General features: G+C 69.1%; 22 protein-coding genes. 13 read left to right on the top strand and 9 right to left on the bottom strand.

Translation table 11 applies throughout. The annotated features are described in order from the left end of the window. Positions 1-70: 70 nt before the first annotated feature. Positions 71-1486 carry a glycosyltransferase family 87 protein gene (locus ABN034_RS23635; RefSeq protein ID WP_349693198.1) on the top strand — a complete coding sequence of 472 codons (1416 nt, stop codon included), beginning with the start codon at positions 71-73 and terminating at the stop codon, positions 1484-1486. A 365-nt stretch (positions 1487-1851) separates the two neighbouring features. After that, entirely contained in the window at positions 1852-3948 is a 2097-nt protein-coding gene (locus ABN034_RS23630) for a mannosyltransferase family protein (RefSeq protein ID WP_349693197.1), read from the top strand. Between the two features lie 9 nt (positions 3949-3957). On the opposite strand, the gene ABN034_RS23625 is transcribed toward ABN034_RS23630, so the two are convergent. From ABN034_RS23625 to ABN034_RS23615, 3 genes are all read right to left on the bottom strand, one after another. After that, positions 3958-5121 (bottom strand): alanine racemase, encoded by a 1164-nt coding sequence (locus ABN034_RS23625; RefSeq protein WP_349693196.1) that lies wholly within the window; start codon positions 5119-5121, stop codon positions 3958-3960. Between the two features lie 37 nt (positions 5122-5158). Further along, on the bottom strand, positions 5159-6289 hold the full coding sequence (locus ABN034_RS23620) for a lipid II:glycine glycyltransferase FemX (RefSeq protein WP_349693195.1): 1131 nt from the start codon (positions 6287-6289) through the stop codon (positions 5159-5161). A gap of 303 nt (positions 6290-6592) precedes the next feature. Further along, positions 6593-7399: a deoxyribonuclease IV gene (locus tag ABN034_RS23615; RefSeq protein ID WP_349693194.1), complete on the bottom strand. Its 807-nt coding sequence runs from the start codon at positions 7397-7399 to the stop codon at positions 6593-6595. A gap of 347 nt (positions 7400-7746) precedes the next feature. On the opposite strand from ABN034_RS23615, the gene rpsF reads away from it, so the two are divergent. The 4 genes from rpsF (at position 7747) to rplI (ending at position 9435) form a co-directional block, all read left to right on the top strand. Then, a complete protein-coding gene (gene rpsF, locus ABN034_RS23610; RefSeq protein ID WP_349330373.1) occupies positions 7747-8037 on the top strand; it encodes a 30S ribosomal protein S6 in 291 nt (96 codons plus the stop codon). A gap of 12 nt (positions 8038-8049) precedes the next feature. Then, the gene (locus tag ABN034_RS23605; RefSeq protein ID WP_349693193.1) at positions 8050-8592 is read left to right on the top strand and encodes a single-stranded DNA-binding protein; all 543 of its coding nucleotides are present in this window, start codon (positions 8050-8052) and stop codon (positions 8590-8592) included. 142 nt (positions 8593-8734) lie between these two features. Continuing rightward, positions 8735-8971, top strand: coding sequence for a 30S ribosomal protein S18 (rpsR, locus tag ABN034_RS23600; protein WP_349330375.1), 237 nt, complete (start codon positions 8735-8737; stop codon positions 8969-8971). A 14-nt stretch (positions 8972-8985) separates the two neighbouring features. Next, entirely contained in the window at positions 8986-9435 is a 450-nt protein-coding gene (rplI, locus tag ABN034_RS23595) for a 50S ribosomal protein L9 (RefSeq protein WP_349330376.1), read from the top strand. Between the two features lie 27 nt (positions 9436-9462). Here rplI and ABN034_RS23590 read toward each other — a convergent pair whose 3' ends face one another. Next, on the bottom strand, positions 9463-10062 hold the full coding sequence (locus ABN034_RS23590) for a sulfotransferase family protein (RefSeq protein ID WP_349693192.1): 600 nt from the start codon (positions 10060-10062) through the stop codon (positions 9463-9465). A gap of 123 nt (positions 10063-10185) precedes the next feature. Beyond that, positions 10186-11028 carry an ion transporter gene (locus ABN034_RS23585; RefSeq protein WP_349693191.1) on the bottom strand — a complete coding sequence of 281 codons (843 nt, stop codon included), beginning with the start codon at positions 11026-11028 and terminating at the stop codon, positions 10186-10188. A 298-nt stretch (positions 11029-11326) separates the two neighbouring features. Between ABN034_RS23585 and ABN034_RS23580 the strand changes: the two genes are divergently transcribed. From ABN034_RS23580 to ABN034_RS23565, 4 genes are all read left to right on the top strand, one after another. Next, the gene (locus tag ABN034_RS23580) at positions 11327-12802 is read left to right on the top strand and encodes a serine hydrolase (RefSeq protein ID WP_349693190.1); all 1476 of its coding nucleotides are present in this window, start codon (positions 11327-11329) and stop codon (positions 12800-12802) included. A 400-nt stretch (positions 12803-13202) separates the two neighbouring features. Next, positions 13203-14786, top strand: a complete 1584-nt coding sequence (locus ABN034_RS23575) for a M1 family metallopeptidase (protein WP_349693189.1) — start codon at positions 13203-13205, stop codon at positions 14784-14786. 63 nt (positions 14787-14849) lie between these two features. Then, positions 14850-15788, top strand: a complete 939-nt coding sequence (locus tag ABN034_RS23570) for a serine hydrolase (protein WP_349693188.1) — start codon at positions 14850-14852, stop codon at positions 15786-15788. Next, positions 15785-16276, top strand: coding sequence for a hypothetical protein (locus tag ABN034_RS23565; RefSeq protein WP_349693187.1), 492 nt, complete (start codon positions 15785-15787; stop codon positions 16274-16276). Before ABN034_RS23570 ends, ABN034_RS23565 begins: the two co-directional genes overlap by 4 nt. A 155-nt stretch (positions 16277-16431) precedes the next feature. Here the strand turns inward: ABN034_RS23565 and ABN034_RS23560 are convergent, their stop codons facing one another. Then, on the bottom strand, positions 16432-17799 hold the full coding sequence (locus ABN034_RS23560) for an MATE family efflux transporter (RefSeq protein ID WP_349693186.1): 1368 nt from the start codon (positions 17797-17799) through the stop codon (positions 16432-16434). Positions 17800-18367: 568 nt separating this feature from the next. On the opposite strand from ABN034_RS23560, the gene ABN034_RS23555 reads away from it, so the two are divergent. Continuing rightward, positions 18368-20965, top strand: a complete 2598-nt coding sequence (locus ABN034_RS23555; RefSeq protein WP_502879082.1) for a replicative DNA helicase — start codon at positions 18368-18370, stop codon at positions 20963-20965. A 25-nt stretch (positions 20966-20990) separates the two neighbouring features. Here ABN034_RS23555 and ABN034_RS23550 read toward each other — a convergent pair whose 3' ends face one another. Both ABN034_RS23550 and ABN034_RS23545 read right to left on the bottom strand, forming a co-directional pair. Then, positions 20991-21362: a VOC family protein gene (locus ABN034_RS23550; protein WP_349693184.1), complete on the bottom strand. Its 372-nt coding sequence runs from the start codon at positions 21360-21362 to the stop codon at positions 20991-20993. A gap of 149 nt (positions 21363-21511) precedes the next feature. Beyond that, positions 21512-22126, bottom strand: a complete 615-nt coding sequence (locus ABN034_RS23545) for a DUF6886 family protein (protein WP_349693183.1) — start codon at positions 22124-22126, stop codon at positions 21512-21514. A 73-nt stretch (positions 22127-22199) separates the two neighbouring features. Here ABN034_RS23545 and ABN034_RS23540 point away from each other — a divergent pair, with 73 nt between their 5' ends. Beyond that, entirely contained in the window at positions 22200-23102 is a 903-nt protein-coding gene (locus tag ABN034_RS23540) for a GNAT family N-acetyltransferase (protein WP_349693182.1), read from the top strand. Between the two features lie 522 nt (positions 23103-23624). Here ABN034_RS23540 and ABN034_RS23535 read toward each other — a convergent pair. Further along, entirely contained in the window at positions 23625-24023 is a 399-nt protein-coding gene (locus ABN034_RS23535) for a YccF domain-containing protein (RefSeq protein ID WP_349693181.1), read from the bottom strand. 148 nt (positions 24024-24171) lie between these two features. Here ABN034_RS23535 and ABN034_RS23530 point away from each other — a divergent pair, with 148 nt between their 5' ends. Continuing rightward, positions 24172-24990 carry a 6-phosphogluconolactonase gene (locus ABN034_RS23530; RefSeq protein WP_349693180.1) on the top strand — a complete coding sequence of 273 codons (819 nt, stop codon included), beginning with the start codon at positions 24172-24174 and terminating at the stop codon, positions 24988-24990. The last annotated feature ends 25 nt before the right edge of the window (positions 24991-25015 follow it).

The raw sequence follows: 25015 nt of genomic DNA, 5'->3' as shown, positions 1-25015 counted from the left end.
CTCATGCCCCTTCGAGCTGGTGGTCCCGCACCCCAGACAGCCGGTGCGAGGTAGGACTCACGGAGGCGTGGTGAGCAGGAGCCCGTCGCGGGAAGATCCGCTGGCCCGCTTGGCGACCACGTGGCTCGGGGGTCCGATCGGTCGCCATGCGCGGATCGGTGTCTCCCGGTGGACGCCGCTCGCCGTCGCGTTCCTGGTCACGACCGCGCTGTTCGTCATCGGCATCGTCGAGAAGGCCCCGTGCCACGGGCAGGGCTGGCCGCGTGACAACTACGCGTTCAGCCACCTCTGCTACACCGACGTCCCGTACCTCTACCGCGAACGCGGATTCGCCGAGGGCGGGATCGCCTACCTCGACCGCGGGGACTACCCACCACTGGAGTACCCCGTCCTCACCGGGGCGGTCATGCAGGTCACGGCGTGGGTCACGCAGACGTTCGAGAGCGCAGACGCCGTAGCCGCCAGCGTGTTGTTCAACGACCTGACCGTCGTCGTGCTGTTCGGCTTCGCCCTGCTCACCGCATGGGCGCTGAGCCGGATCACCCCGCATCGTCCGTACGACGCGATGTTCTTCGCCGCCGCGCCGACCCTCGCGTTGGCCGGCACCATCAACTGGGACCTGGTGGCGGTGGCGCTGACGACGTGTGCGCTGCTCACCTGGTCGAAGTCCCGGCCGTTCGCGACGGGGGTCCTGCTCGGCCTGGGGGCGGCCGCGAAGTTCTATCCGCTGTTCCTGCTCGGTCCATTACTGGTGCTGGCGCTGCGGTCGGGGAAGCTGCGCCTGTGGGGCGTGACGCTGCTGTCCGCCGTCGCCGCCTGGATGGTGGTCAACCTGCCGCTGCTGCTGTTGGCGCAGGACAGTTGGGCGGCCTTCTGGTCGTTCAACGCCGACCGGGCCGGCGACTTCGGCTCGATCTGGTATGTCCTCGGCCTTGCCGGACACCCCGTGTCGATGGTCAACGCGGCCTCACTCGGGCTCTTCGCACTCGCCTGTGTCGGCATCGCGTGGCTGGGACTGTTCGCTCCCCGGCGACCCCGGCTGGCGCAACTGGTCTTCCTGACCGTCGCGGCGTTCGTCCTGGTCAACAAGGTCTACTCGCCGCAGTACGTCCTCTGGTTACTCCCCCTCGTCGCCCTGGCTCGGCCCCGGTGGCGGGACTGGTCGGTGTGGCAGGCCGGTGAGCTCATCTACTGGGTGGCGATCTGGTTGCACCTGGCAGGGGCGCTGGTTCCGGCCGCCGACGGGACTCCGGACCGGTTCTACTGGCTCGCGGTCGGTGTCCGGATCGCGGCGACGGTCTACCTGTGCGTGATGGTGATACGCGACATCCTCGCCCCCGCGACCGACGTCGTACGTGAGGGCGGGCTCATCGACGACCCGGCCGGCGGTCCGTTCGATCACGCGGCTGACGCGGGCAGGCTCCGGCGCTGGTTCGGTGCCGAGAGGCCAGGACGCGCCCCGGTCGGGGAGGGCGCCACGCCGTGAGCGGGAGAAGGAGGGCGAGCGACGGGCCACCGCCGGACGAGCACGGCCAAAGCGGTGACGGTCACCGGCACTCCAGCGCACCTCCACCTCCTTCCAGCCAGCACGCCCGGCGGCGGAGCGATATCCCTGGCTGGGGCGCGGGCGCCGGGCCCGGCACGTACCAGCCACGGCGCGCCTCACGTCGAGTCGAGCCGCCCGAGCATCCGGCGCCCGGCGTTTGGCCCCCACCGGCCGACCCGCCACCGGGTGGCTGGCCAGGAGGTGGCGAATGGCCACCGCGTGTCAACCCCAACGGTCTGTCGGACGGTCCGAACGGCAACGTCAACGGCCCGCCGAGCGGGACGCTGAGCGGTCCGTTGGGGGCGATGTCCGCGCCGCCGTCGGCCGCCCCCGAGCTGCCGCCGGCTTTAGGCGCACCTCCGTGGGAGCAGCACACGCCGGCACCGCCATCGCGGGAGCAGTCGTCCCGGGGAGAGCAGCAGTTCGCCTCGGGGTGGGAGCAACCTCCTCTGCGCGGCTACGCCACGCCAGTCGAGGAGGAGCCGCCGCTGTGGACCGACCCGCTCGGCACACCGCAGGGATGGGGAATGACAAATCCGGCTGTGCCCGACACGAGGAACGGCAACACTGGTCGACATGCGGACATTGCCGCCTGGAACTCCGACCAGTCACGGGGGGCCGAGCCTCGGACCGGCATCGAGCAGGTCAGTGAGCCCGTCACCGATCCCGGCTTGTGGTACGCCGACGCCGGGTCCGGTCTGGCCGGTAGGGGCCACTCGGAAGTCCCGTCGGCGCGGCCACGTATGCACGACGCACTCGACGATCCCACGACAACCAGCCATGCTGAGTGGGTTGACGAGCAGCCGCGGCGTACGCGGAGTGAGGGGTGGATGATCGACAGGCACGAGCATGCACGCGCGCCTGGGCTTGATGACAGCAATCGGTGGGGGGACGACCGTAGCTGGAACGGACGATGGGGCGGCCCGGACGCGGAAACCACGGGTCACCATCTCATCGACCCACCGCCGGGCCAGATGATGGAACAGTCACCGCACCGGCGCGCGGACGGCTTGCGGGCCGAAGGCCACCGGTCTGAGGGACCTCGCGGCGAAGGTCTGCGAGGTGAGGGTCTCCGTAGTGAGGCGCCTACCCGCACCGATCCCGTACCCGGTCGGTGGGCCGACGCCCCGCAGGACCGGTCCGGTGAGCGTCGCCGGCACGGCGGCGATCCGCCGCCAGGTACCCGCCGCGTGGGCGTGGCTCCCGCCGGTGCCTCTGAGGTCGGGTCCAGAGCCGAGTCCGACGGGTACGCCGAGACGCGTTCGCGGATCATGGCCTGGACTCGGCTCACGCCGCTCGACCTCGAAGTCCTGCAGTGGTGGTTGCTGACCAGGCTCGGCATTCTGATCGTCGTTCTCAGTGGGCCATTGCTCTTCCTCACCGAAGGCGAGGTCCCCGGCTTCCTCGACCGGTGGAAGCAGTGGGACTTCTGGCACTTCGACCGGATCGCTGTCCACGGCTACTTCGCACCAGGGTGGGATGTGCCGGTGGAGGCGTTCTTCCCTGGACTACCGACCGTGCTGCGGCTCGGGCACGCCGTCGGGCTGCCAACGGTCATGGTCGGCCTGCTGGTGTCGTTCGTCGCCGGCGGAGTGGCGGCGGTGGCGCTGGCGAGGCTCGCCGAGGCCGAATGGGGTGAAGGTGCCGGCCGGAGGGCCGCCGTCATGTGGATGGTCGCGCCCCCCGCGATCTTCCTCGCCGCGCCCTACACGGAGGCGTTGTTCCTCGGACTCGCGATTCCGGCCTGGCTGGCCGCGCGGCGGGGCCACTGGTGGCTCGCCGCGGTGCTCGCGGCAGGTGCGTCGACGGTCCGGGTCTCCGGACTCTTCCTCGCGCTCGCGCTCGCCGTCGAGTTCCTGACCTCCCCCAAACGGCGGGAATGGGTGCAGGGGCTGTGGCTGGCCCTGCCGCTCGCCCCGTTGCTCGGCTACATGGCCTATCTCAAGGTCGAGACGGGCGACTGGCTGCGGTGGTACAACGCCCAGGCTGACGAGTGGTACCGCGGCTTCACCCCACCGAACGAGGCGCTCATGAACACCATGGATGCCGCCGGCGGGAAGGACGTCTTTGGCGACGTCAGCGAGGCGGTCCGGGCCAACTTCGAGTGGATGTTCCGGGCCGAGATCGTCGCGATACTGGTCGGCGTCGTACTGACCGTCGTCCTGCTGGCCATCCGCCGTTGGGGCGAAGCTACCTGGGTCGGCATCCAGGTACTCGCGTTCATGACGTCGTACTGGTTCTTCTCCGTGCCACGGGCATCCCTGCTGTGGTTCCCCCTGTGGATGGGGCTCGCGGCGATCTCGCTCCGCAGGCAGTGGGTGTGGCTGACGTACCTCCTGGTGGCCGTCCCCCTGCTGGGCATGTGGACGTGTGTGTACGTCACCGGCAAGTGGGCCGGCTGAACGTCGACGTCACGTGGGGTCGGTGGCCTCCGACGAGGCGCGCGGGTCACGGGTGCCGGGCACGGCCTCGTCCATGACGATGCGGTCGAACGTCGTGAAGGTCATCCCGACGTTGACGGGGAGTTCCGCGCCGACCTCGGGAGGGCGTACGGACGACGGGACGAACAGCACGCTCACCTGCATGTGCGGCGGCTCCGCGAACCATCGCCGGTGGCCCTCGATCGTGAACGGTGACAGCGCCCGGCCGGCGGCTTCGAGGCCACTCAGCGCGAGCGTCTTGGCCCGTGTGCGCAGGTCGCCCACATGGCTCGGCGCCTCGACGGCGATGCCGTGGGCCGTGCCGCCACTCACGACGACGAGGTGACCGTTGCCGGGCACCTTCCGCTGGCGGTACCCGAACCGCTCGCCGCGGCGTACCGGATGGACGTCGAGGACGTGCGCCCTGGCGTGGAAGGCGTCCCGGTCGGCCAGCCACAGCTTCGTGCCGACCCGGGGGCGGAACTCTGTCGCCGGATGCGCGGCGGTGAGCTCCGCCAACTCCTGCGGAGTGAGGTGGGAGACCCACAGCCGGTCGAGTGGCAGGTCGGCCTCGCGGAAGCGTTCGATCCAGCTCTCGACCTCCTGTCGGTGCGCACCGGCGATCGGGAGGGGCAGGTGCAGCGCCCAACCTTCACATCGCACGCCGTCGAGGAGCTTGGCGACCATCGGAAGATCATCAGCGGGTATGCCGTGGCGCTTCATCGACGTGAGCAACTCGACGACGACCCTCGGCTCGCCGGGGCCGTCCACCAGCGCCTGCAGGTCGGCGAGCCGCGAGACCGTCTGGATGATCCGTGCCTCCGGCACGCCGTCGGTGTCGGTTGCGCTCTGGGACGGCCCCGGCCCCGACGTACGGGCTGCTCCCTGCGGTCCGTCGCCCACCCCGTGGAACGCACGCACCGGCGTCAGCACGAGTAGGTCGCCCGGAAACTCGTCCGCCACGCTGGCCAGCTCGTGGTAGGTGCCCACCGCGAGCGTGTCGGCGCCCAGGCGGGCCGCCTCGCGGGCAAGCCGGGCCAGACCGAACCCGTAGCCGTTTCCCTTGGCGACCGGCACGATCCGGGGGTACGCCACCAGCGAGGCGGCATGATGCGCCCGCCAGCGTTCGGTGTCGACGTACAACGTCAGAGCCATGGCAGTGTCCTCACCGTGTGCGGCCTCGTACCTGTGTCTACCCGCGTCGGCGCATGTAGAGGTCGAACGCGCTGTAGAGCAGTCGGGAGATCGGGAGATCCCACTCGCCGAGGTATTCCACCGCCTCGCCTCCGGTGCCGACCTTGAACTGCAGGAGCCCGAAGTGCGGGTCGTCCTCGTCGAGGGTGTCGGTGATGCCGCGCAGGTCATAGACCGTCGCGCCGGCGTCGAGGGCGTCCCGCATCATCTGCCACTGGATGGCGTTGGAGCCGCGGACGTCCCGTTTGTGCGTGGACGAGGCACCGTTGGAGTACCACACGTGGCTGCCCATGCGTACCCACGTCGTCGCTGCCACCAGGTCGCCCTCGTGGTGGGCGAGGTAGAGCCGGATCCGGTCGGGCTCCTCGGCATTGAGGGCGCGGAACATCGTCGAGAAGTACGTCAACGGCCGGGGATTGAAGTGGTCGCGCCGCGCCGTCTCGACGTACAGCTCGTGGAAGGCGGGCAGGTCGTCCGCGCTGCCACGGGTGACGACGACGCCGGACTTGGCGGCCTTCTTGATGTTGCGGCGCCAGAGCTGGTTCATGCCCTTGAGCAGGCCGTCCTCGTCACGCCCGTCGAGCGGAACCCAGAAGACGTGGCGCGGCTGGCCCGCCGCGAACCCGGTCGCGTTCTCGGCCGGTGGGCGCCAGCCGAGCGCGCGGAGCTGGTCGGCGACCGCCGTCGCCGCGTGGTCGGTGTGATCGGCGGGGACATCGCCAAGCGCCTGCGTGGCCCCCTCGGCGAGGGCGGTCTTCACCGTCGCCGCGGTCCAGCGTCTGGTGACCACCGGCGGCCCCATCCGGATCCCGAACGCCCCCTGCGTGGTCACGTGCTCGGTGAGCGGCGTCAGCCACCGACCGAGGTCAGGGTCCGACCAGTCGATGATCGGCCCCTCGGGGAGGTACGCCAGTGAGCGGCGCATCTTGGGCAGCCGCCGGTAGAGGACAAGTCCGGCGCCGATCACCTTCTCGCCACCGTCGGCGTCATCGACCCAGCCCACCGACTCGGCCCGCCACTCCCGCTTCACCTCCCCCCAGGCAGGGGTCTGCAGGAAGCTGGCCGACTCCAGGGTGGCCAGGAAGGCCAGATGTTCCTCCGGCGCCAGGGTGCGTACGCGCAATGCCACGCACGCGAGGCTACCGGTCATGGGAGAGGTTCGCGGCCGAGTGGCCAGGCTGTCCTGCGCCGGGTGCCCGGGCGCGCCCGGGTGTTTGGCGTTCTGGGTCGTGCGAATGACCACGCTGCCCATGCCTGCTCTCTGGCAGTGACCATGCTGCCCATGCCTATGGGCGCAGGACAGGCGTCGATGCCTGGGTGTGGTGCTACAGGCATGCTCAGCGTGGTCATTCGCGCCGTGGCGGAGGCTGTCCGCCAGCTGAGCCCTGGTGGGCGGGACAGTCGGGACGCCCGGGAGAGGCCGCGGGGCCAGCTATCTGGCGTCGAGGTGTTTGCGGAGCCAGGCGATGTCGGCAGCCTGCCCCTCAGGGCCGCCGGGTGTCTCCACCACGACGGGCGCCTCGGCGGAACGGATCACCGTCAGCAGGTCCTCGGGGGCGATCTTGCCAGTGTCGAGGTTGGCGTGCCGGTCGCGCCCCGAGTCGAACCCGTCCTGGGAGTCGTTGGCGTGCACCAGGTCGACCCGGCCGGTGATCGACTTCACCCGCTCGACAACGGTCGCGAGCTCCTCGCCCCCGGCGTGGAAGTGGCAGGTGTCGAGGCAGAACCCGATGGCGTCGCCGCCCTTGGCGGACCCGATCGCCTCCCAGAGTCGGGCGATCCGGTCGAGCCGGCGGGCCATCGCGTTGTCGCCGCCGGCGGTGTTCTCGATCAGCACCTGGCAGCGCATCTCGAGCCGGTCGATGGCCTTGCGCCAGTTGTCGAACCCGATCTCGGGATCGTCGTCCTTGAGCACATGACCCGCATGCACGATCAGGGCCTGGGCGCCCACGTCGGCCGCCGCGTCGACGAACTGCTGTAGCAGCTTGCGGGACGGGATCCGGATCCGGTTGTTGGTGGTCGCGACGTTGATGAGGTAGGGCGCATGGATGTAGAGCCCGACGCCCGCCTCGGTGGCCGCCGCGGCCAGCCCTTCGGCACCTCCGGCGTACGCGATCTTCGGAGCCTTGTAGCTTTGCGGGTCGCCGAGGAAGAACTGCACGATGTCGGCGGAGCGGGCGCGCGCTTCGGCGATCGGGTCTTCCTGATCGACGTGGGCGCCGATGGGCACGCTGGTCATGTTCCGAACCCTACGAGGTACCGCCGACACCCTGCGCGCAGCGGTGCGTACGGGGACCGCGTGGGCATCCTCGTCGGCGGCGCGCACGGCGGGAGCTCACGCGGACGACCGGGCCCAGCTCGGGAAATGTCCCGCTTCGCCAAGGTCCCGCGCAATCGCCAGAGACCGCCCCGCCACGGCGGCAGGTCCGCGCATTCTGCCCCGTGGTCGGCTGGTAGCCTGTCCGTTCGGTCTGGCGTACGAAAGCGCACCCCCAATGGCGCGCCTCAGCCGTCGCTGGCCTGACGCAAGCCCTCCTGCCACGGAGAGACCGTGGCCGCCCGAGTCCAGAGGAGGTGGGGTTCCACATGCGTCGCTACGAAGTCATCGTGATCCTCGACGCCGATCTCGAGGAACGCACCGTCGGACCGTCCCTTGACCAGTACCTCACGCTCGTCCGTCAGGGCGGCGGTTCGGTCGAGAAGGTCGACGTGTGGGGTCGGCGCCGCCTGGCGTACGCCATCAACAAGAAGTCCGAAGGCATCTACGCGGTCCTCGACCTGTCGTGTGAGCCTGCGGTCGTACAGGAGCTCGACCGTCAGCTTGGCCTGAACGAGTCGGTGCTGCGGACTAAAGTCATCCGCCCCGACGCCCGCTGATAGGAGACGTTCATGGCAGGCGACACGATCATCACCCTCGTCGGCAACCTGGTCGACGACCCCGAGCTGCGGTTCACCCCGTCCGGCGCCGCGGTCTCCAACTTCCGGCTCGCCTCCACTCCGCGCACCTACGACCGGCAGAGCGGTGAGTGGAAGGACGGCGAGACGCTGTTCCTCACCTGCAACGTGTGGCGGCAGGCGGCGGAGAACGTCGCCGAGTCGCTGCAGCGCGGCATGCGCGTGGTGGTGCAGGGCCGGCTGAAGCAACGGTCGTACGAAACCCGCGAGGGCGAACGCCGTACGGTCTATGAGATCGAGGTCGACGAGGTGGGCCCGAGCCTGCGCAACGCGACCGCCAAGGTCACCAAGACGACCCGCTCGCAGGGCGGCTTCGGTGGCGACGACCCGTGGCAGACGCCGCAAGGCGGCGGTGGCGGCCGGGGCGGCCAGTCCGGCGGTGGCCAGTCGGGAGGCGGCGACCCGTGGGGCGGCGGCCAGAGCGGTCCAGCCCAGGGCGGCCAGCAGGGCGGGTCCTACGACGAACCGCCGTTCTGACCGGACCTCCCGGCACCACGACCACCGAGACTCCGTATCTGTCCATCACTGACCATTCCCGCACTGTGCTGTGCCGGTCCCGACGAGTTCGGCTCGCCGGTCCGTCCCACCACCAGCGGGGCTTCTGAGGAGGAGCACCACGATGGCCAAACCACCTATTCGCAAGCCCAAGAAGAAGGTCTGTGTCTTCTGCAAGGAGAAGATCTCCTACGTCGACTACAAGGACACGACCCTGCTGCGCAAGTTCATCTCCGACCGCGGCAAGATCCGCGCCCGGCGGGTGACCGGCAACTGCACGCAGCACCAGCGTGACGTCGCGGTGGCGATCAAGAACTCCCGCGAGGTCGCCCTGCTGCCCTACACCAGCACCGCGCGCTGAGGGAGGCCGCTGACATGAAGCTCATCCTCACCCAGGAAGTGTCGGGTCTCGGCGCGCCCGGCGACATCGTCGAGGTCAAGGACGGCTACGGCCGCAACTACCTCATGCCGCGCGGGCTCGCGCTCAGGTGGACCCGGGGCGGCGAGAAGCAGGTCGCATCGATCCGCAAGGCACGCGAGGTACGCGAGATCCGCGATCTCGGCCAGGCCAAGACGGTCAAGGGCCAGATCGAGAGTCTCGACGTCAAGCTCACCGCGCGATCGGGCGGCAGTGGCCGGCTCTTCGGTTCCGTGACCGTCAGCGACATCGTGGCGGCGGTCAAGGACGCTGGTGGGCCCAACATCGACAAGCGGCGGATCGAGATCACGACGCCGATCAAGACACTCGGCAGCCACCAGGTGTCCGTACGCCTGCACGCGGAGCTCAGCGCGACCCTGTCGCTGGAGGTCGTCTCCGCCGCCTGACGTGGGACAGCGGAGCCCAGCGCGCGGTCACTCCCAGGTGCCGCGGGTGTTCAGGTGGGGGAACGGTTGGTCGGGAACCGGCTGTCCGAGGAACTCGCACAGCGGTTTCCAGCCCTGGTCGACGCGGTGGACGAGGAGCCGTTCGGGCGCGATGGTCGCTCGGACGGCGTCGTTGTGGCGCCGGAACGCGTCGATCACGTGCCTGCGGTCGTGCGGTTCGCCGCCGAGGCTGCGTTCGACGATGACCCGCCGCGCCATGTCGTTCCACGACCCGGTGGGATCGTCGGTCCACCCGAGCGCGACCGGGCGGTAGATCGTGCCGCTGTAACTGTCGAACCACTCCGCCGGGTCGCGCACGCTCAACAGGACCTTCGCCTCTGGGTAGGCGTCGGCGAGCTCGCGCCAGAAGGCGCAGCCCGGCCAGTCGAGTGTCGCGGTGTAGTCGGCGTAGATCCGCTGCCAGTCGAAGGCGGGATCGTCAGCCGCCTGGACGAAGAGTTCGGCCTGCTCCGGGTGCGCGAACACCTCGCTCATGTGATGCGGGGTGTAGCCGAGGATGGCGAGTGCGGAGCGCAGGGACACGGTCCCGGTTCGCCCCCAGCCTGCCCCGATGAGCTGTAGTGACATCACCGCAAGCATAGGGCCGATCTTGCCGGGACGAGATCGCGAACACGGTGCCGCGGGCAGAGGGGAGCATCCCTCGGTGCCGAAGACCGGCTATGGCGCCGGACGGGTTCGAGTGCTCGTGGGTCAAGGCGTGCTGACCGGGTCCGCCGCGTCGTGGCTGGGTGCCGCCACACCGGAACGCCGGAGTTCGGCGATCTCGGAGCGGAGCGCGCGGACCTCCTCGAGAAGCACCCGGTCGCGTTCCTGTGCCGCGGCCTCCTGCTCGGCCTCCTCGACGGCCCGTTCGGCGGCGATCTCGGCCTCCATCGCGCTCACCACGACCGCGATGAAGAGATTGAGCACGGCGAAGCTCGAGATCAGGATGAAGATGACGAAGAAGATCCACGCCAGCGGCACCTCGGCCATCAGCTCGCGGGCGATGTCGGGCCACGCCTCGCCGGTCATCACCTGGAAGAGGGTGAAGAGCGTGGTGCCGAAGTCGCCGAAGTACGCAGGGAGCACCCCGCCGAACAGCTTGGTCGCGATGACGGCCGCGACGTAGAGGATGAGGGCCAGCAGGGCGCCCGTGGACGCCATGCCCGGCATCGCCGCGAGGAGGCCGGACACCACCCGGCGCATCGAACGTACCTGGGAGATCAGTCGGAGCACGCGCAGGACCCGCAGCGCCCGGACGACGGCGAACGGGCCCGACGCCGGGATAAGGGCGATCGCGACCACGGTGATGTCGAAGATGCTCCACGGGTCGCGGAAGAACCGCCGGCCGTGTGCGTAGATCCGCAGCAGGATCTCCACCACGAAGAAGATCAACGCTGCGCGGTCGATCCAGTGCAGTGCGTCCCCGAGTTCGCGGAGGAGGCCGGGTGAGGTCTCGAGGCCGAGTGTCACGGCGTTGAGCACGATCACGGCAGTCACGCACTGCTGGAACCAGCGGTGTTCGACAAGGTTCCGGACCTGTTCGCGTGCCACGTACGTACTCCCTCTTCGGTGTAGCCGGCGCAGGTGGGAGGGTAACGAACGGTCGCCACCATGTACGCAGTGTCACCATGCCGATGCGTACCGTCTGCTGTGGTCACGTCGTCCACGTCCGGACGTGGGCCACCTCGGCTCGCGTAGTTTCCCGCGTGGCCGCGCCGCATCGTCGGTCGCCCATCCCTCTCAGGGGTTCCGCCCGTCCGCGATCCGTGCGTACGGTGGGCCGAGGCATCGCGAAGCTGCGACCACCTTCACGGGCGGAACCGACCGACCCGCTGAAGGGAGCGTCGACGTGAGGCGACAGGGCACCGGACAGCTTCGCGTCATCGCTGCCGCCCTGGCCGTGGTTCTCCTCCCTGGCATGACGGCGTGTGAGGCGACGGGGACGCAGCGGGACGCAGGTGGGTCGGCGCGCGAGAAGGCGGCACCGCGGACAAAGACCCGCTCGGCCACACCGACCCCCACCGACACGCCTCGTCACGACGGACGCGCTGGACGCGACCGCGGTATGCCGGTCCCGGACTCCGGATCCGCCGTCGACACGACCAGGCTCGCGGCCCAGCTTCGGCAGGCGCTCGACGAGCAGCGCTTCGGTGAGGGCATCGTGGACCTGACCCTGGACCGGCGGGCGGCCATGCCCAATGTGGACGTGGCGGTCATCGAGCTCGACGCGTCCGGTCGGCCGAGCGCGGTGGCGAACGCGGTGGTGAGCGCCGACCATCCGCACGGAGCGGTGGTGCCGATCGGCGAGAACCTCGGCACCACGAAGGTGCGCTGGCGACGGTGGGACATCAACGCGTGGGAGGCCGGCAGGGCCGGGACGGACGACGTCGTTCGCGGGCGCGAGGACGCCCCGCTGGAGCTCATGTCGCCGTACCCCGCGTCGGTCGTGAAACTGATGGTCGGCTTCGGCGTGCTGCGCGCGGTGGACCGCGGCCAGCTCTCGCTCGACGATCGGCTGTCCTACACGGGAACTCCGGAGAGCTGCACGGAGCGGGGGGAGAAGCTCACCCGCGACGTTCGCGACTGGTTCGACCGGATGATCACGGTGTCGGACAACGCCGCGACCTGCGTCCTGCTGGCAAGGCTGCACGACCTGGAGGCGGTGGAGCCGCTCAACGCGACGTTCCGCCGGGTCGGCCTCACGACCCTGCAGGTCAGGGGCACCGATCCGGAGACCGGCGGCTGGTGGCTCGACATGAACATGTCCGCCCTCGACACCGCCCGCCTCCTGTTGGTGCTCTCCGGTGCTCCCGGCACGCTCTGGCGTACGCGCGAGGGCGCGGCCGTGACCGCAGACCTGCTGAGCCCGTCCTCCCGGGCGTTCTTCACCAGGACGCTCGGGCAGCAGGGCCTGAACCATGCGCTGTCGACCAGCAACTGGTGCGGACGGGAGTACCCGGCCAGCGGGATACCGCAGCGGGTGCCCGAGCGGTGGATCCGGCGTACGGACGGCACCGTCACGGTGGACGGCCGTGCCTATCGGCAGGACGTACGCCCGTGCAACCGGCGGGCGGAGGTGACCTTCGCGCACAAGACCGGCCTGTCGATGGAGGCCGCCGCCGACGTGGGGATCGTGCGGTCGCTGCCGGGAGCGCCTGAGCGGCACTACATCGTGGCCGTGTTCACGAGCCTCGGCCAGCGCTTCACCGACGCGGACAAGCCGGCGGATCCGCCGGGCACCTACCCGGTCGCCTACACCGAGAAGATCGCCAAACTGGGCCACCGCATCGACACGATCATGATCGAGCGGCACGCGAGTCCCTAGCGTCCGCAAAGGACGCCAAACATCGCGGCGGCCGGGGAATGCCGCTCTCCGGTCCTGGGGATGCCGGCTGCGCTGATCGGTGACGGGTAGCGGGAGCGCACTGCGCGGACACAGGAGTGCACTGTCGGCGTACCAAGATCACATCCGGGTTGCGAATGCCCGGCCAGGTGTGGAAATTTCCTTCAGCCGTGTGCCACCTTTGGACCGCGGTCGCCGTAAGAGGTCTGTCCAGTGGCGTGAACATGCGCGTCGAACCAGTCGCACCAGTCACTCCAGTCCCACCAGTCGGGTGAAGGTTCGCTACAGCGCGGATTCAGGTCGTTCGGACAGGCTTCGTGCTGCTGGACCCCGCTCCGCCTCGAGCAACTCGATCCGGATCCTGTGAAGGAGATTCCTCACGATGCGTGTGCACTCCCGCGCGAGCAGGCTGCTGCTGCCGGCGGCCGCCGCGATGGCCGTGACGGCGGCTCCGCTGCTGCCAGCGGTCGCGGTCGAACCCGACGCCTCGTCGCCGGCCGCTCGTGCGCTGGCCGCTCGTGCCCTGGCCGCGGGCGCGCCGACACCCGGCGCGCCAGATGTCGGCGACAAGGTGTACCCGAACCTCGGCAACGGCGGTTACGACGTCTCGAAGTACCTCGTGGACTTCGACTACGCCGAGCAGGACCAGACCGTCGATGCCCAGGTCCTCCTCACGGCCCGGGCGACCCAGGACCTGTCGAGGTTCAACCTCGACGCCGTGGGCCTCACCATCAACTCCGTCGAGGTCAACGGCAGGCCGGCGACCTTCGCGCAGGACGGCGAGGAACTGGTCATCACCCCCGCCTCGGCACTCGGCAAGGGCAAGACCTTCGTCGTCAAGGTGAGCTACGGCGCCGACCCGCGCACGCCGGTTCCCAACCAGGGCTGGGTTCCGACCGAGCGCGGCTTCGCCTTGGCCCCCCAGCCGGCAGGCGCGCACGCGGTGCTGCCGAGTAACGACCACCCGTCGGACAAGGCCCACTTCGCGTTCCGGATCACGGTGCCGGAGGGGACGACGGCGGTGGCGAACGGCACCAAGGTCGCCGAGTCGACCAAGGACGGCCGGACGACAGTGGCGTACGTCTCCCGCGATCCGATCGCGACCGAACTCCTCCAGATCGCCGTCGGTGGCTACGAGATCGTCGACCGTGGCACCGACACCGGCGTACACCTGCGAGACGTCGTGCCGGCCGAGAAGGTGTCGACGCTCGAGCCCGCACTGTCCTTGACGCCAGGACACCTCAACTGGATTCGGCCCTACCTCGGCGACTTCCCGCTGGAGGCGTACGGCCTGCTGCCGGCCGACACCGACGACCCCGAGGCGTTCGACTTCACCGGTCTGGAGACGCAGACCCTGACGCTCTACAAGCCGGCGTTCCTCACCCAGGAGGAGAAGAACATCGGCTCGCACATGATGCACGAGATGGTGCACAACTGGTGGGGCAACAGCGTGTCACCGGCGTCGTGGTCGGACCTGTGGATCAACGAGGGGCACGCCGACTACTACGGCCTGCTCTACCGGTACGAACGCGGCTGGCCGGACGCGCGCGGCTTCACGACGATGGAGCAGCGGATGAAGTACACCTACAGCCAGGGCGACATCTGGCGGGCCGAGTCAGGTCCGGTGGCCGACCCGAACGCCGCGAACCTGTTCGACAACCAGCGCTACACCGGCGGTGTCCTCGTTCTCTACGCCCTGCGGGAGAAGGTGGGTCCGGAGCCGTTCGCGCGGATCGAGGACGCGATCCTCGCGAAGTACCGCAACGGCAACGTGAGCACGGCGCAGTTCGTCGCCATGGCGGCCGACGTGTCCGGTGATCCGTCGGTCAAGCCGTTCCTCCAGGAGTGGCTCTACGGCACGAAGACGCCGCCGATGCCGAACCACCCGGACTGGCCCGTCTATCCGGTCCCGACCGGGTCGGTGGCAAAGAGCACGCTCCAGACCGACCGGCTCGGGATCAAGTAGGAACGGACGGAGCAGTCGACCATGCGGGACCAGCGACGAGCCCGACACCTCGGGGCCACACTCATGGCATCTCTGCTGGTGGGGTTGATGGCCGTCCCCGCATGGGCCGGCGGTCCGACACCGGCCGATGCTGGTGGCCCGGCGGGGGGTCTCGCGTCACCAGAAGGGAGACGACCGGTTGAGTCCGCTCGGCTCTCCGCCGAACTCAGGAAGGCCGTCGACGACCAGCGGTTCGCCGACGGTCTCGTCGACCTCTTGCCACCGGCGACCTCACCGGCCGATCTCCTCCGCGAGGACATCGGTGGCGGGCCGTGGCCGATGCGGCCGAACGACGCGAGCGTCGCCAACACCCGCACGCCGAACGTCGACGCGGCGGTGATCGAACTCGACGGCTCCGGTCGGCCGAGCGCGGTGGCGAACGTCCTGCTGAGCAAGGACTACCCGCACGGCGTCGTCGTGCCGGTCGACGAGGATCTCGGGACCACCCAGGTCCGCTGGCGGCGCTGGAACACCGAGGAGTGGGACGCCGGTTCGGCCGGATCGGTGGACGTCGTTCCCGGCCGGGAGCACGCCCCGCTGGAGATGATGTCGCCCTACCCGGCGTCGGTGCTGAAGCTGATGGTGGGCTTCGGAGTCCTCCAGCAGGTCGACGAGGGTGTACTCGGGCTCGACGACGATCTGGCGTACGCACCGGCCAACCCCAGCTGTGGCGAGCCGGACACGATGACGGTCGCCGAGTGGTTCGAACTGATGATCACGGTCTCGGACAACCGCGCGACCTGTGCGTTGCTCAAGAAGCTGCACGACCTGGGCGAGGTGGACGCGCTCAACGCGACGTTCGCCGACCTGGGGCTCGGGACCCTGCAGGTGCGGGGCTCCAACCCCGCGACCGGCGGTACCTGGCTGGGGATGAACATGTCCGCGCTCGACACCGCACGCCTCCTGCTGATCGTCTCCGGGGCATCGGGAGACTCTGGCGTACGCCTGCCGGCGAACCGGTGACCGCCGACCTGTTGAGCGCGTCCTCGCGCGAGTTCTTCACGGGACACCTGGCTGACCAGGGTCTCAATCAGGCACTCTCCACAACCAACTGGTGCGGTCGGGACTACCCGGCCGCGGGCATCCCGCAGCGGGTGCCGGACCGTTGGATCGATCCGGACGACGGCACGGTGACCGTCGCCGAGCGGGTCTTCGGCCAGGACGTACGACCGTGCAACGAGACCGCCGAGGTGGAGTTCGCCCACAAGACCGGCCTGACCAACCAGGCGGGTGGTGACGCGGGCATCGTCCGCTCCCTGCCGGGTGCGGGTGCGGGTGCGGGCGCGGCGCGGCAGCGGTCGTACATCGTCGTGGTCTACACCAACCTCGGTCTGCGGTTCGCCGACGCCCACAAGCCGGCCGACCCGCCGGGCATCCACCCGGTCTCCTACACCGAGAAGATCGCCACGCTCGGGCGCGACATCGACCTCATCATGGCGCGCCGAGGGTAAATGACCACGCTGAGCAGGTGCGGGGAACCCGGGCCAGGCGTAGATGGCTTGCGGGACATCACCCGCGTGCTCAGCGTGGTCATTCGCCGGCCGAAGCTCTCGGTCCCCGACCCCGCCGACCGGCCGATGATCAGCAAACGGTGCGCCGACTCGGGTCAGTCCTCATGCTTACCGTGCCGCGTGCTCACCGGGCCGGCGACGGCGCCGGTGACGAGCCAGGCGCCGCTGCGCTCGCGGAGCATGAGCGTCACCAGGCGCGCCACCATGAACCCGCCGAACGCCCACCAGAGCGCCACCAGCCCGCCGTCGAGACCGAGCACCAGTCCGGCCAGTGGCAGGAACGCGACGAGCGTCCAGAGTCCCGCGTACGCCAGATAGCGCCCGTCGCCCGCACCGATCAGCACACCGTCGAGCACGAAGACGATGCCGGCGAGTGGTTCGAAGACGGCGAACACGAGGATCACGTCGGCCAGCAGCGTCTGCACCTGCGGATCCGCGGTGAAGAGGGGGATGTAGAGCGGCCGGGCCAGCACCAGGACGAGCCCGAAGACCAGGCCGGCCGCAACGCCCCATTCGATCATCCGCCGAGTCGCCGCCCGGGTACCGGCGACGTCGGAGCCGCCGAGATAGCGCCCCACGATGGCCTGGCCGGCGATGGCCAGCGCGTCCAGGGCGAGCGCGAGAGTTGTCCACAGGGTGAAGGCGACCTGGTGGGCGGCGAGCGCGGTGTCCCCGACCTCGGTGGCGACGTAGGTCGTCACGAGGATCGCCGCCCGCAGGGTGAGGGTGCGCACGAGCAGTGGGACCCCGCCGTGTGCGGAGTCGCGGATCCCGCCCAGGTGGGGACGCAGCGAGACGCCGTGCCGGCGGGCGCCCCGGACGACGACCACCACGAGCGCCACGGCGCCACCGGTCTGCGCCACCACGGTGCCCCACGCCGAGCCACCGATCCCCCAGCCGAAGCCGTAGACGAAGAGCACATTGAGGACGACGTTGGCGCCGTACGCCGCGCCCGCTATCCACAGGGGCGTCCGAGTGTCCTGGAGGCCACGGAGTACGCCGGTGCCGGCGAAGGTCAGGAGCAGCGCCGGCATGCCGAGGACGCCGATCCGCAGGTAGGTGACGGCGTACTCCTGCACCGCCGCCGACGGGTCGAACGCCCCCACCGCGGCGGGTGCGGCGGCCACGCCCACCAGGGCGAGGGCAACACCGAGTCCGAGCGCGAGCCAGAGCCCGTCGATGCCGCCGGCGATCGCGGCTCGCCGGTCGCCCGCCCCCAGCCGCCGCGCGACGGTCGCGGTGGTGGCGTACGCAAGGAAGATGAAGAGCGTCGCCAACGCCTGGAGGGCGGTGCCGGCCAGACCCAGCGCCGCGAGCTGAGGGGTGCCGAGGTGGCCGACGATGGCTGAGTCGGCGAGAAGGTAGAGGGGTTCGGCGACGAGGGCGCCGAAGGCCGGGACGGCGAGCCGGAGGATCTCGGGGTCGTGCGGGTTCCGCAGCGCGCGCCGGAGGCGTGATGACACAGGCGGTGACTCCTCGGACAGCAGAGTGGGACTTCTCAGAAACCAGGGCGTCCACAGCGACCCCCGATGGACGGGCATCCGAGCGGCGACGGCGGCGCGCGGAAATTGCCCACCACATAGTTTCTATCCACAGCGTGGGGACGTCGAATGCGCAGGCGATCAGGCTGATCGACACCGCAACCGGCGGCCATCCACAGGGAAGTCCCCAGGCTGTGCACAGCGAATCCCCAGGTTCTGCACCATTCCACGGGAGTCGTCCACAGCTGCTGTGGACGACGAGCTTCGTGGCGGGCGGTGTTCCCGCGTACTGTCGTGCTCCACGTCGCACAGCGGCGTTCGCCCTGCTCACACCCCCGATCCGAGCTCCGCCGGCAGCTGTCGGTGCCTTGCGGTAGGACAGATCTCGCACGCCGGTGGAAGCTGGTCGCCCACCACCTCGGGGGCGTGACAGGGTCGCGACGTCCGCTACGTGTGGAGTTCGTCGGTGCACACCGAGCCTGGGGGAAGGACTACACCAGCTGTGAGCGTGAGTGAGCTACCTGGACCGCGATCGGCCGCGCCCGGTGGCATGCCGGACCGCATCCCGCCGCAGGACGTCACCGCGGAACAGTGCGTCCTCGGCAGCATGCTCCTGTCGAAGGACGCGATCGCCGACGTGATCGAGGCGGTCCGCGGCACCGACTTCTACAAACCGGCGCACGAGACGGTCTACGAAGCGATCCTCGACCTCTACGGACGAGGCGAGCCGGCCGACGCGGTTACCGTGTCGGCCGAGCTTCAGCGCAGCGGCGAACTCGGTCGGATCGGCGGGGCGCCCTACCTCCACACCCTGATCGCCTCCGTACCCTCGGCCGCCAACGCGGGTTACTACGCCGCGATCGTGCGGGAGAAGGCGATCCTGCGTCGACTCGTCGAGGCCGGCACCAAGGTCACCCAGCTCGGCTATGCCGGCGACGGTGATGTCGACGACGTGGTCGACCGCGCGCAGGCCGAGGTATACGGCGTCACCGACAAGCGCGGCAGCGAGGACTACCGCCCCCTCAGCGAGATCATGGAGGCGACCCTCGACGAGATCGAGGCGATCGGCTCCCGTGGCGGGCAGATGATCGGGGTGCCGACCGGCTTCGCCGACATGGACAGCCTCACCAACGGCCTCCATCCCGGCCAGCTGATCGTGGTGGCTGCGAGACCCGGCGTGGGCAAAAGTATCCTCGCTCTCAACCTTGCGCGGTCGGCGTCGATCCACAACGATCTGGCGTCGGTGATCTTCTCACTCGAGATGAGCCGCACCGAGATCACCATGCGGCTGCTGTCGGCCGAGGCGCGGGTTCCCCTGCAGCACATGCGGCAGGGTTCGATGAGCGACGACGACTGGGCGCGGCTCGCTCGCAAGATGGGCGAGGTGTCCGGAGCACCGTTGTTCATCGACGATTCGCCGAACATGACGTTGATGGAGATCCGCGCCAAGTGCCGACGCCTACGGCAGCGGCATGATCTGAAGCTCGTCATCATCGACTACCTGCAGCTGATGACGTCGGGCAAGCGGGTGGAGAGTCGTCAGGTCGAGGTGTCGGAGTTCTCGCGTAATCTCAAGTTGCTCGCGAAGGAGCTCGAGGTCCCGGTCGTCGCGGTCGCCCAGCTCAACCGTGGTCCCGAGCAGCGCACCGACAAACGCCCGATGCTCTCCGACCTTCGCGAGTCCGGGTGCCTGACCGCCGACACGCGGCTGCTACGTGCCGACACCGGTGCGGAGGTGTCACTCGGTGAGCTGCTGGCGTCGGGTGCGCGGGATGTGCCGGTGTGGTCCCTCGACGACCGGCTCAAGCTGGTGCCGCGCACGATGACGCACGTCTTCCCCAGCGGTGTCAAGGAGGTGTTCCGGCTGCGTCTGGCCTCCGGTAGGGAGATCACCGCCACCGCCAACCATCCGTTCCTCACCTACGACGGATGGCGACCGCTCGGTGAGCTTGCGGAGGGCACTCGGGTCGGGGTCGCCCGCCACGTTCCACCACCGTTGGACGTCGAGCCTTGGGATCCCGACGAGGTGGTGATGCTGGCGCACCTGCTGGGGGACGGTTCGTTCGTACGCCGGCAACCGATCCGCTACGCGAGCATCGACGAGGCCAACCTCACGGCCGTCACGGAGGCGGCAGCGCGCCGCTTCGGGATCACGGCCGTCCGGGACGACTACCCGGCCGCGCGGGTGACGACGTTGAGGCTTCCGGCGCCGTATCGGCTCACGCACGGGCGCCGCAATCCGATCGCCGCCTGGCTGGACGAGTTGGGGCTCTTCGGGCTGCGGTCGCCCCAGAAGTTCATCCCTGCGGGCGTGTTCGCGCTCCCGAAGGCGCAGGTCGCGCTCTTCCTCCGACACCTCTGGGCCACCGACGGCTGCGTCCACTGGTACAGGAAGTACGGCTTCGCCCGTGTCTATTACGCATCGACGAGCCGGCATATGGTGGACGACCTTGCTCGACTTCTTCTCCGCTTTAATATCTGCGCGCGAATAAAGGTTGTCCACAAGTCTGGGTATCGCGACTCGTATCACCTCCAGGTCCATGGCTCGGAGAATCAGGTGCGCTTTCTCGACGAGATCGGTATCAACGGGTCTCGCGGTGAGATTGGTCGGGAGGTCGCGGACCAATTGCGCAAGATCAAGCCAAAGGCAAACGTCGATACGGTGCCTGAGCAGGTATGGGAGAGTGTTCGCGGCGCCTTGCAGGAAAGGAAGATGACCAGCCGATCGCTAGCTGTCGCTATGGGTTCCACATCCGGTGTCCTTAGAAGTGGTCACAGTGTCGGCCGGACACGCTTGGCGAGGATTGCATCGGTCTTGGAATCTGAAGAGCTTGAGCTGATGGCCACCAATGACCTTCTCTGGGACACCGTGGTTTCGGTCGAAAGTCTTGGCGAGCAGGATGTCTATGACGCGACGGTGTTGGGCACACACAATTTCCTCGCGGAGGGAATTGCCGTGCATAATTCCATCGAGCAGGATGCCGACATGGTGATTCTCCTGCATCGTGAGGATGCGTACGAAAGAGAATCGTCGCGGCCAGGCGAGGCGGACTTCATCGTGGCCAAGCACCGTAACGGTCCTACGGCCAACCTCACCGTCGCCTTTCAGGGTCACTACCAACGTTTCGTCGACATGGCGCAGGGATAGCACCACCGGCGGATCGGCCCGGGCGTCACTTCTCCTGGAGAACGGACAGGACGTTGCCGGCCGGATCCTTGAACCATGCGATATCCGGTCCGTGGCCGCGCATGACGCCCTTCTCGTCGGTCTTGATTCGCTCGTACCGTTCGAACTCGACGCCACGCCGCCTGAGTTCGTCGACGGCGATGTCGATGTCGTCGACCGGGAAGTTGAGGATGGTGAACGTCGCTGGCGTGTGGTCGCGTTTCGGATAGACGAAGATCTCGGTTCCACCCGCGATGTGCAATGTGAGCATCCCGTGTTCCTCGGACACGTCCAGCCCGAGCGTGTCGCCGTAGAACCTCTTCGCGGCCGGGATGTCGTTGACCGCAAACCCGCTGAATGCCCTGGCGTCCTTGAACATCTGGCGTCCCCCTTTTGCAGTGACGACGGCAATCGCCCGACGACGTGGACGAGTGGTCGCCACAGTGATCCCGCTGTCCACGCTACCGCCGGGACAGGACCATGCACTTCACAGCCGACCCAAAGCCTGGCAAGTCGGGCAGTTGGCGCCTATGCGGGGAAGGCGTCGGCGGCAGGGGAGGTTTCGGCGGTGGGGGAGGCGTCGGCGGCAGGGGAAGTCTCGCCTGATCCGCGCCGTGGTTTGGCGTTGCGCAGCCGGATGCCACTGAAGCTCAGGGTGCTGGCGATCACCTCGTCCCAGAACTCCCAGAGGTTGTCGAGCAGCCGGAGCTGAATCCCGGCCGCCCGGTGGAGGGACAGGAGATCCCGCACCGGCTCCGGCGGGCCCAGCGGCTCGACCGGCTCCGTGGCGACGACCGCGTGTGGCTCCGCCCCGCCAATAGGGGCGAACGGTGCGGCCGGCAGGCGGTAGGCGTACAACCCGACGCTCTGGATTCGCTCGAGCCAGCCGTACTCGATCGCGTGCACTCGGTTCCCGCATCCCGCCCCGATGATCCTGTCACGGTCCGCCACCGTCGTGTTCGGACCGACCCATGCCATCGCCCGCGGGCAGTCGCGAGGGAACCAGTAGTCCTGTGCGCGCCCGGCGTCGACCGCCCATACGTACGCCTCCTCCTGGCTGGAGGTGGGCGCGACGTGCGGGACGAACCTCGTGATCGTGGGATCCTCGGAAAAGTGCAGCACTTCTCCGTACTTCGGTCGCATCCTGATGTTCTATCGTCGGACGACCCTGGCCGGCCAGGCCAATTCCGCGCGCACGAGAGGTGAGGTGTCGAGGGTGACGACGTGGGATGCGGACCAGATTCTCGCCGAGTCGGCGAAGTGGCACTGGATACCGCCGGGCGCGACGGAGGTGGAGACGGACCAGATCCACCTGTATGTCAACGCAGGAGCCGCGACCCTCATCCGCGCCGACCCCGACCCTGCCGCCGACCCCGACCCTGCCGCCGACCCCGACCCTGCCGCCGACCCCGACCCTGCTGCCAGCCTGGGCGCGGGCACCGGAACGGCTGCGGAACTCGCTCCCGAAGGTGCTGGCGCCGTCGGTACGCCGGACACCGAGGACGCCACTCGCCGGCTGATCATGAAGGTCGCCGACCTGGCCCGCCGCCACGGCGCCGACCGGGTGATGTGGGGGGTCGGCCCCGACACACGGCCCGCGAACCTGCTCGACGTCCTTCAGGCACTGGGCGGTGAGGTGACCGTGACGCTGGACGTCTGTGCGTACGACCTCACTACCGGCATGCCGACCATTCCGGTGCCGGAGGGTGTGACCGCGGGGCCGGTCGCGACCCGGGAGGACACGGGCGCCGCCATGCGGGTGGGGGCGATGGTCTGGGGTGGTGACGAACCGACGGACGCCGAGATCGACAAGCAGTACGACAATCTCGGCGACGAGCCCGGACTCTTCCTCGCTCGACACGCCGATGAGCCTGCCGGAAGTGGCGGCTACACTCTCGCCGGTCCCGTGGCCCGGCTGTGGGGTGCCGGCGTCCTACCGGCGTTGCGGGGCAACGGTGCCTATCGCGCGCTGGTTGCCGCGCGGCTGCGCGACGCCGTGGCGCGCGGCGGGACCCTGGCGCTCGTCCACGCCAACGTGGGTACGTCGGCGCCGATCCTGCGGCGACTGGGGTTCACTGTCTACGGCCAGCGTCAGATCGTCACCTTGCTCATTCGGTAGGTCGCCGCTCATCTGGTAGGTCGCCCGGGGGCCGCGAATGACCACGCTGAGCATGCCTGTGGTACCTGGACCAGGCATGGACGCCTCGGCAAAGTCCACAGGCCTGGCTAGCGTGGGCTTTTGCGGCTCGGCTTCCTCGGGCGGTCTGGTTGGTTGGGCGGCATGTTTGGTTGGGCGGTCGATCGGCCCGGTCGGTCTGTCTGGTTGCCCCGGGTCGCTGATCCGGTTCCGGTACGGCTTCACCCCCGCCGCCTTCAGCTCCCTGGTTGCGCTGGTCGGTCTGTCTGGTTGCGCTGGTCGGTCCCGGTCGATCTGGCTCATCACCCTGGTCGTCGAACAGGCTCCCGTTCAGAACCCTGGCCGTGCAGGTTACTTGCCTGGGCGGCCAGGCAAGTGCTCCTCGGCGAGGCGTCGATGCCCTGCCCGGGGTGCTGGGGCATGCTCAGCGTGGTCATTTGCAGGAGCTGGCGGCGGCGTCTCACCTTCAGAGCAGTCGGCTTCGCCGTCACCGGAGTCGGGAGCTCAGCGGGCGACGAAGGCGAGCGGGTCGTCGGCGTCGACGATCTCCTTGCCCAGCGGGAACAGCGAGACCGGCACCAGTTTGAAGTTGGCCAGTCCGAGCGGGATCCCGATGATCGTGAGGCACTGTGCGATGCCGGTGACGATGTGGGCGAGCGCGAGCCACCACCCGGCGAGGACGACCCAGATCACGTTGCCCAGCAGGGACGGCGCGCCCGCGTCGCGACGGTCGATCAGGCGCCGCCCGAACGGCCAGAACGCGAAGTTGGCCATCCGGAACGACGCGACACCGAAGGGGATCGTGATGATCAGCAGGCACAGGACCACCCCGGCCACGGCGTAGCCGAGGGCGAGCCAGAAGCCGCCGAAGATCAACCAGATCACGTTCAGAAGGAGCCGCACTCCTTCATTGTCGCGCACGCGTCGGGCCTCGGTGGGCGGTCTGGATGCCGAAAACTCCCCTTGAGGCGTACCAGTTAGACCAGATAACGTCTACAAGGTCCAGGTGGTCCAGCCGGCGATGATGAACACGACGAAGGAGCCCACCCGCGTGCGCGTACATCCCACCGTGTTCGCCGACCCGTCCGCACTCGGCGAGGCGCTGGCGGTCAGGATCGCCGACGGGCTCGAGGCGGCGACGAGCGCCGGTCGGCGTTACGTCCTCGGCTGCCCCGGCGGGCGGAGCCCGATGACGACCTACACCGCTCTCGCCGCCCTGGTCCGCCAGCGCCAGCTTGACGTGTCCGGGCTCGTGATCGCGATGATGGACGACTACGTCGAGCCCGCATCGACGCGGCCCGCCGGCTTCGCCCACGTCCCGGACAACCTGCCGCACAGCTGCCGCCGGTTCGGCCGCGAGGTCATCGCCGAACCGCTCTCGACCGCCGCCGGTCCCGGCCGGGCCATCCCCGCCGACCAGCTGTGGATGCCCGATCCCGCCGACCCGGAGGACTACGACCACAAGCTCGCGGCCGCCGGCGGGATCGACCTCTTCATCCTCGCCACCGGTGCGACGGACGGGCACGTGGCGTTCAACCCGCCGGGCACGCCGGCCGGCTCGGTCAGCCGGGTCGTCACCCTCGCGGACAGCACGCGCCGGGACAACCTCGTGACCTTCCCGCACCTCCGCTCGCTCGACCGGGTCCCCGAACACGGCGTCACGGTGGGCATCGACACGATCCGGCGCCATTCGAAGAGTGCCGTCATGCTCGTCCACGGCACCGACAAGTCCGAGGCCGCCGCCAGGCTCAGCACCGCCGATCGGTACGACCCCGACTGGCCGGCCACCGTGATCACCGAGTGCCAGAATCCCGCGCTGTACGTCGACAAGGCCGCCCAGTCCGGTCCACCACACGCCACGAGGTTCTGACCACACCCCCTGCCGCAGAGCCCGC

Origin of the sequence: Actinopolymorpha sp. B11F2, from assembly GCF_040195635.1 — a bacterium.
GTDB lineage: Bacteria > Actinomycetota > Actinomycetes > Propionibacteriales > Actinopolymorphaceae > Thermasporomyces.
This window is presented reverse-complemented; position numbering and strand designations above follow the sequence as displayed.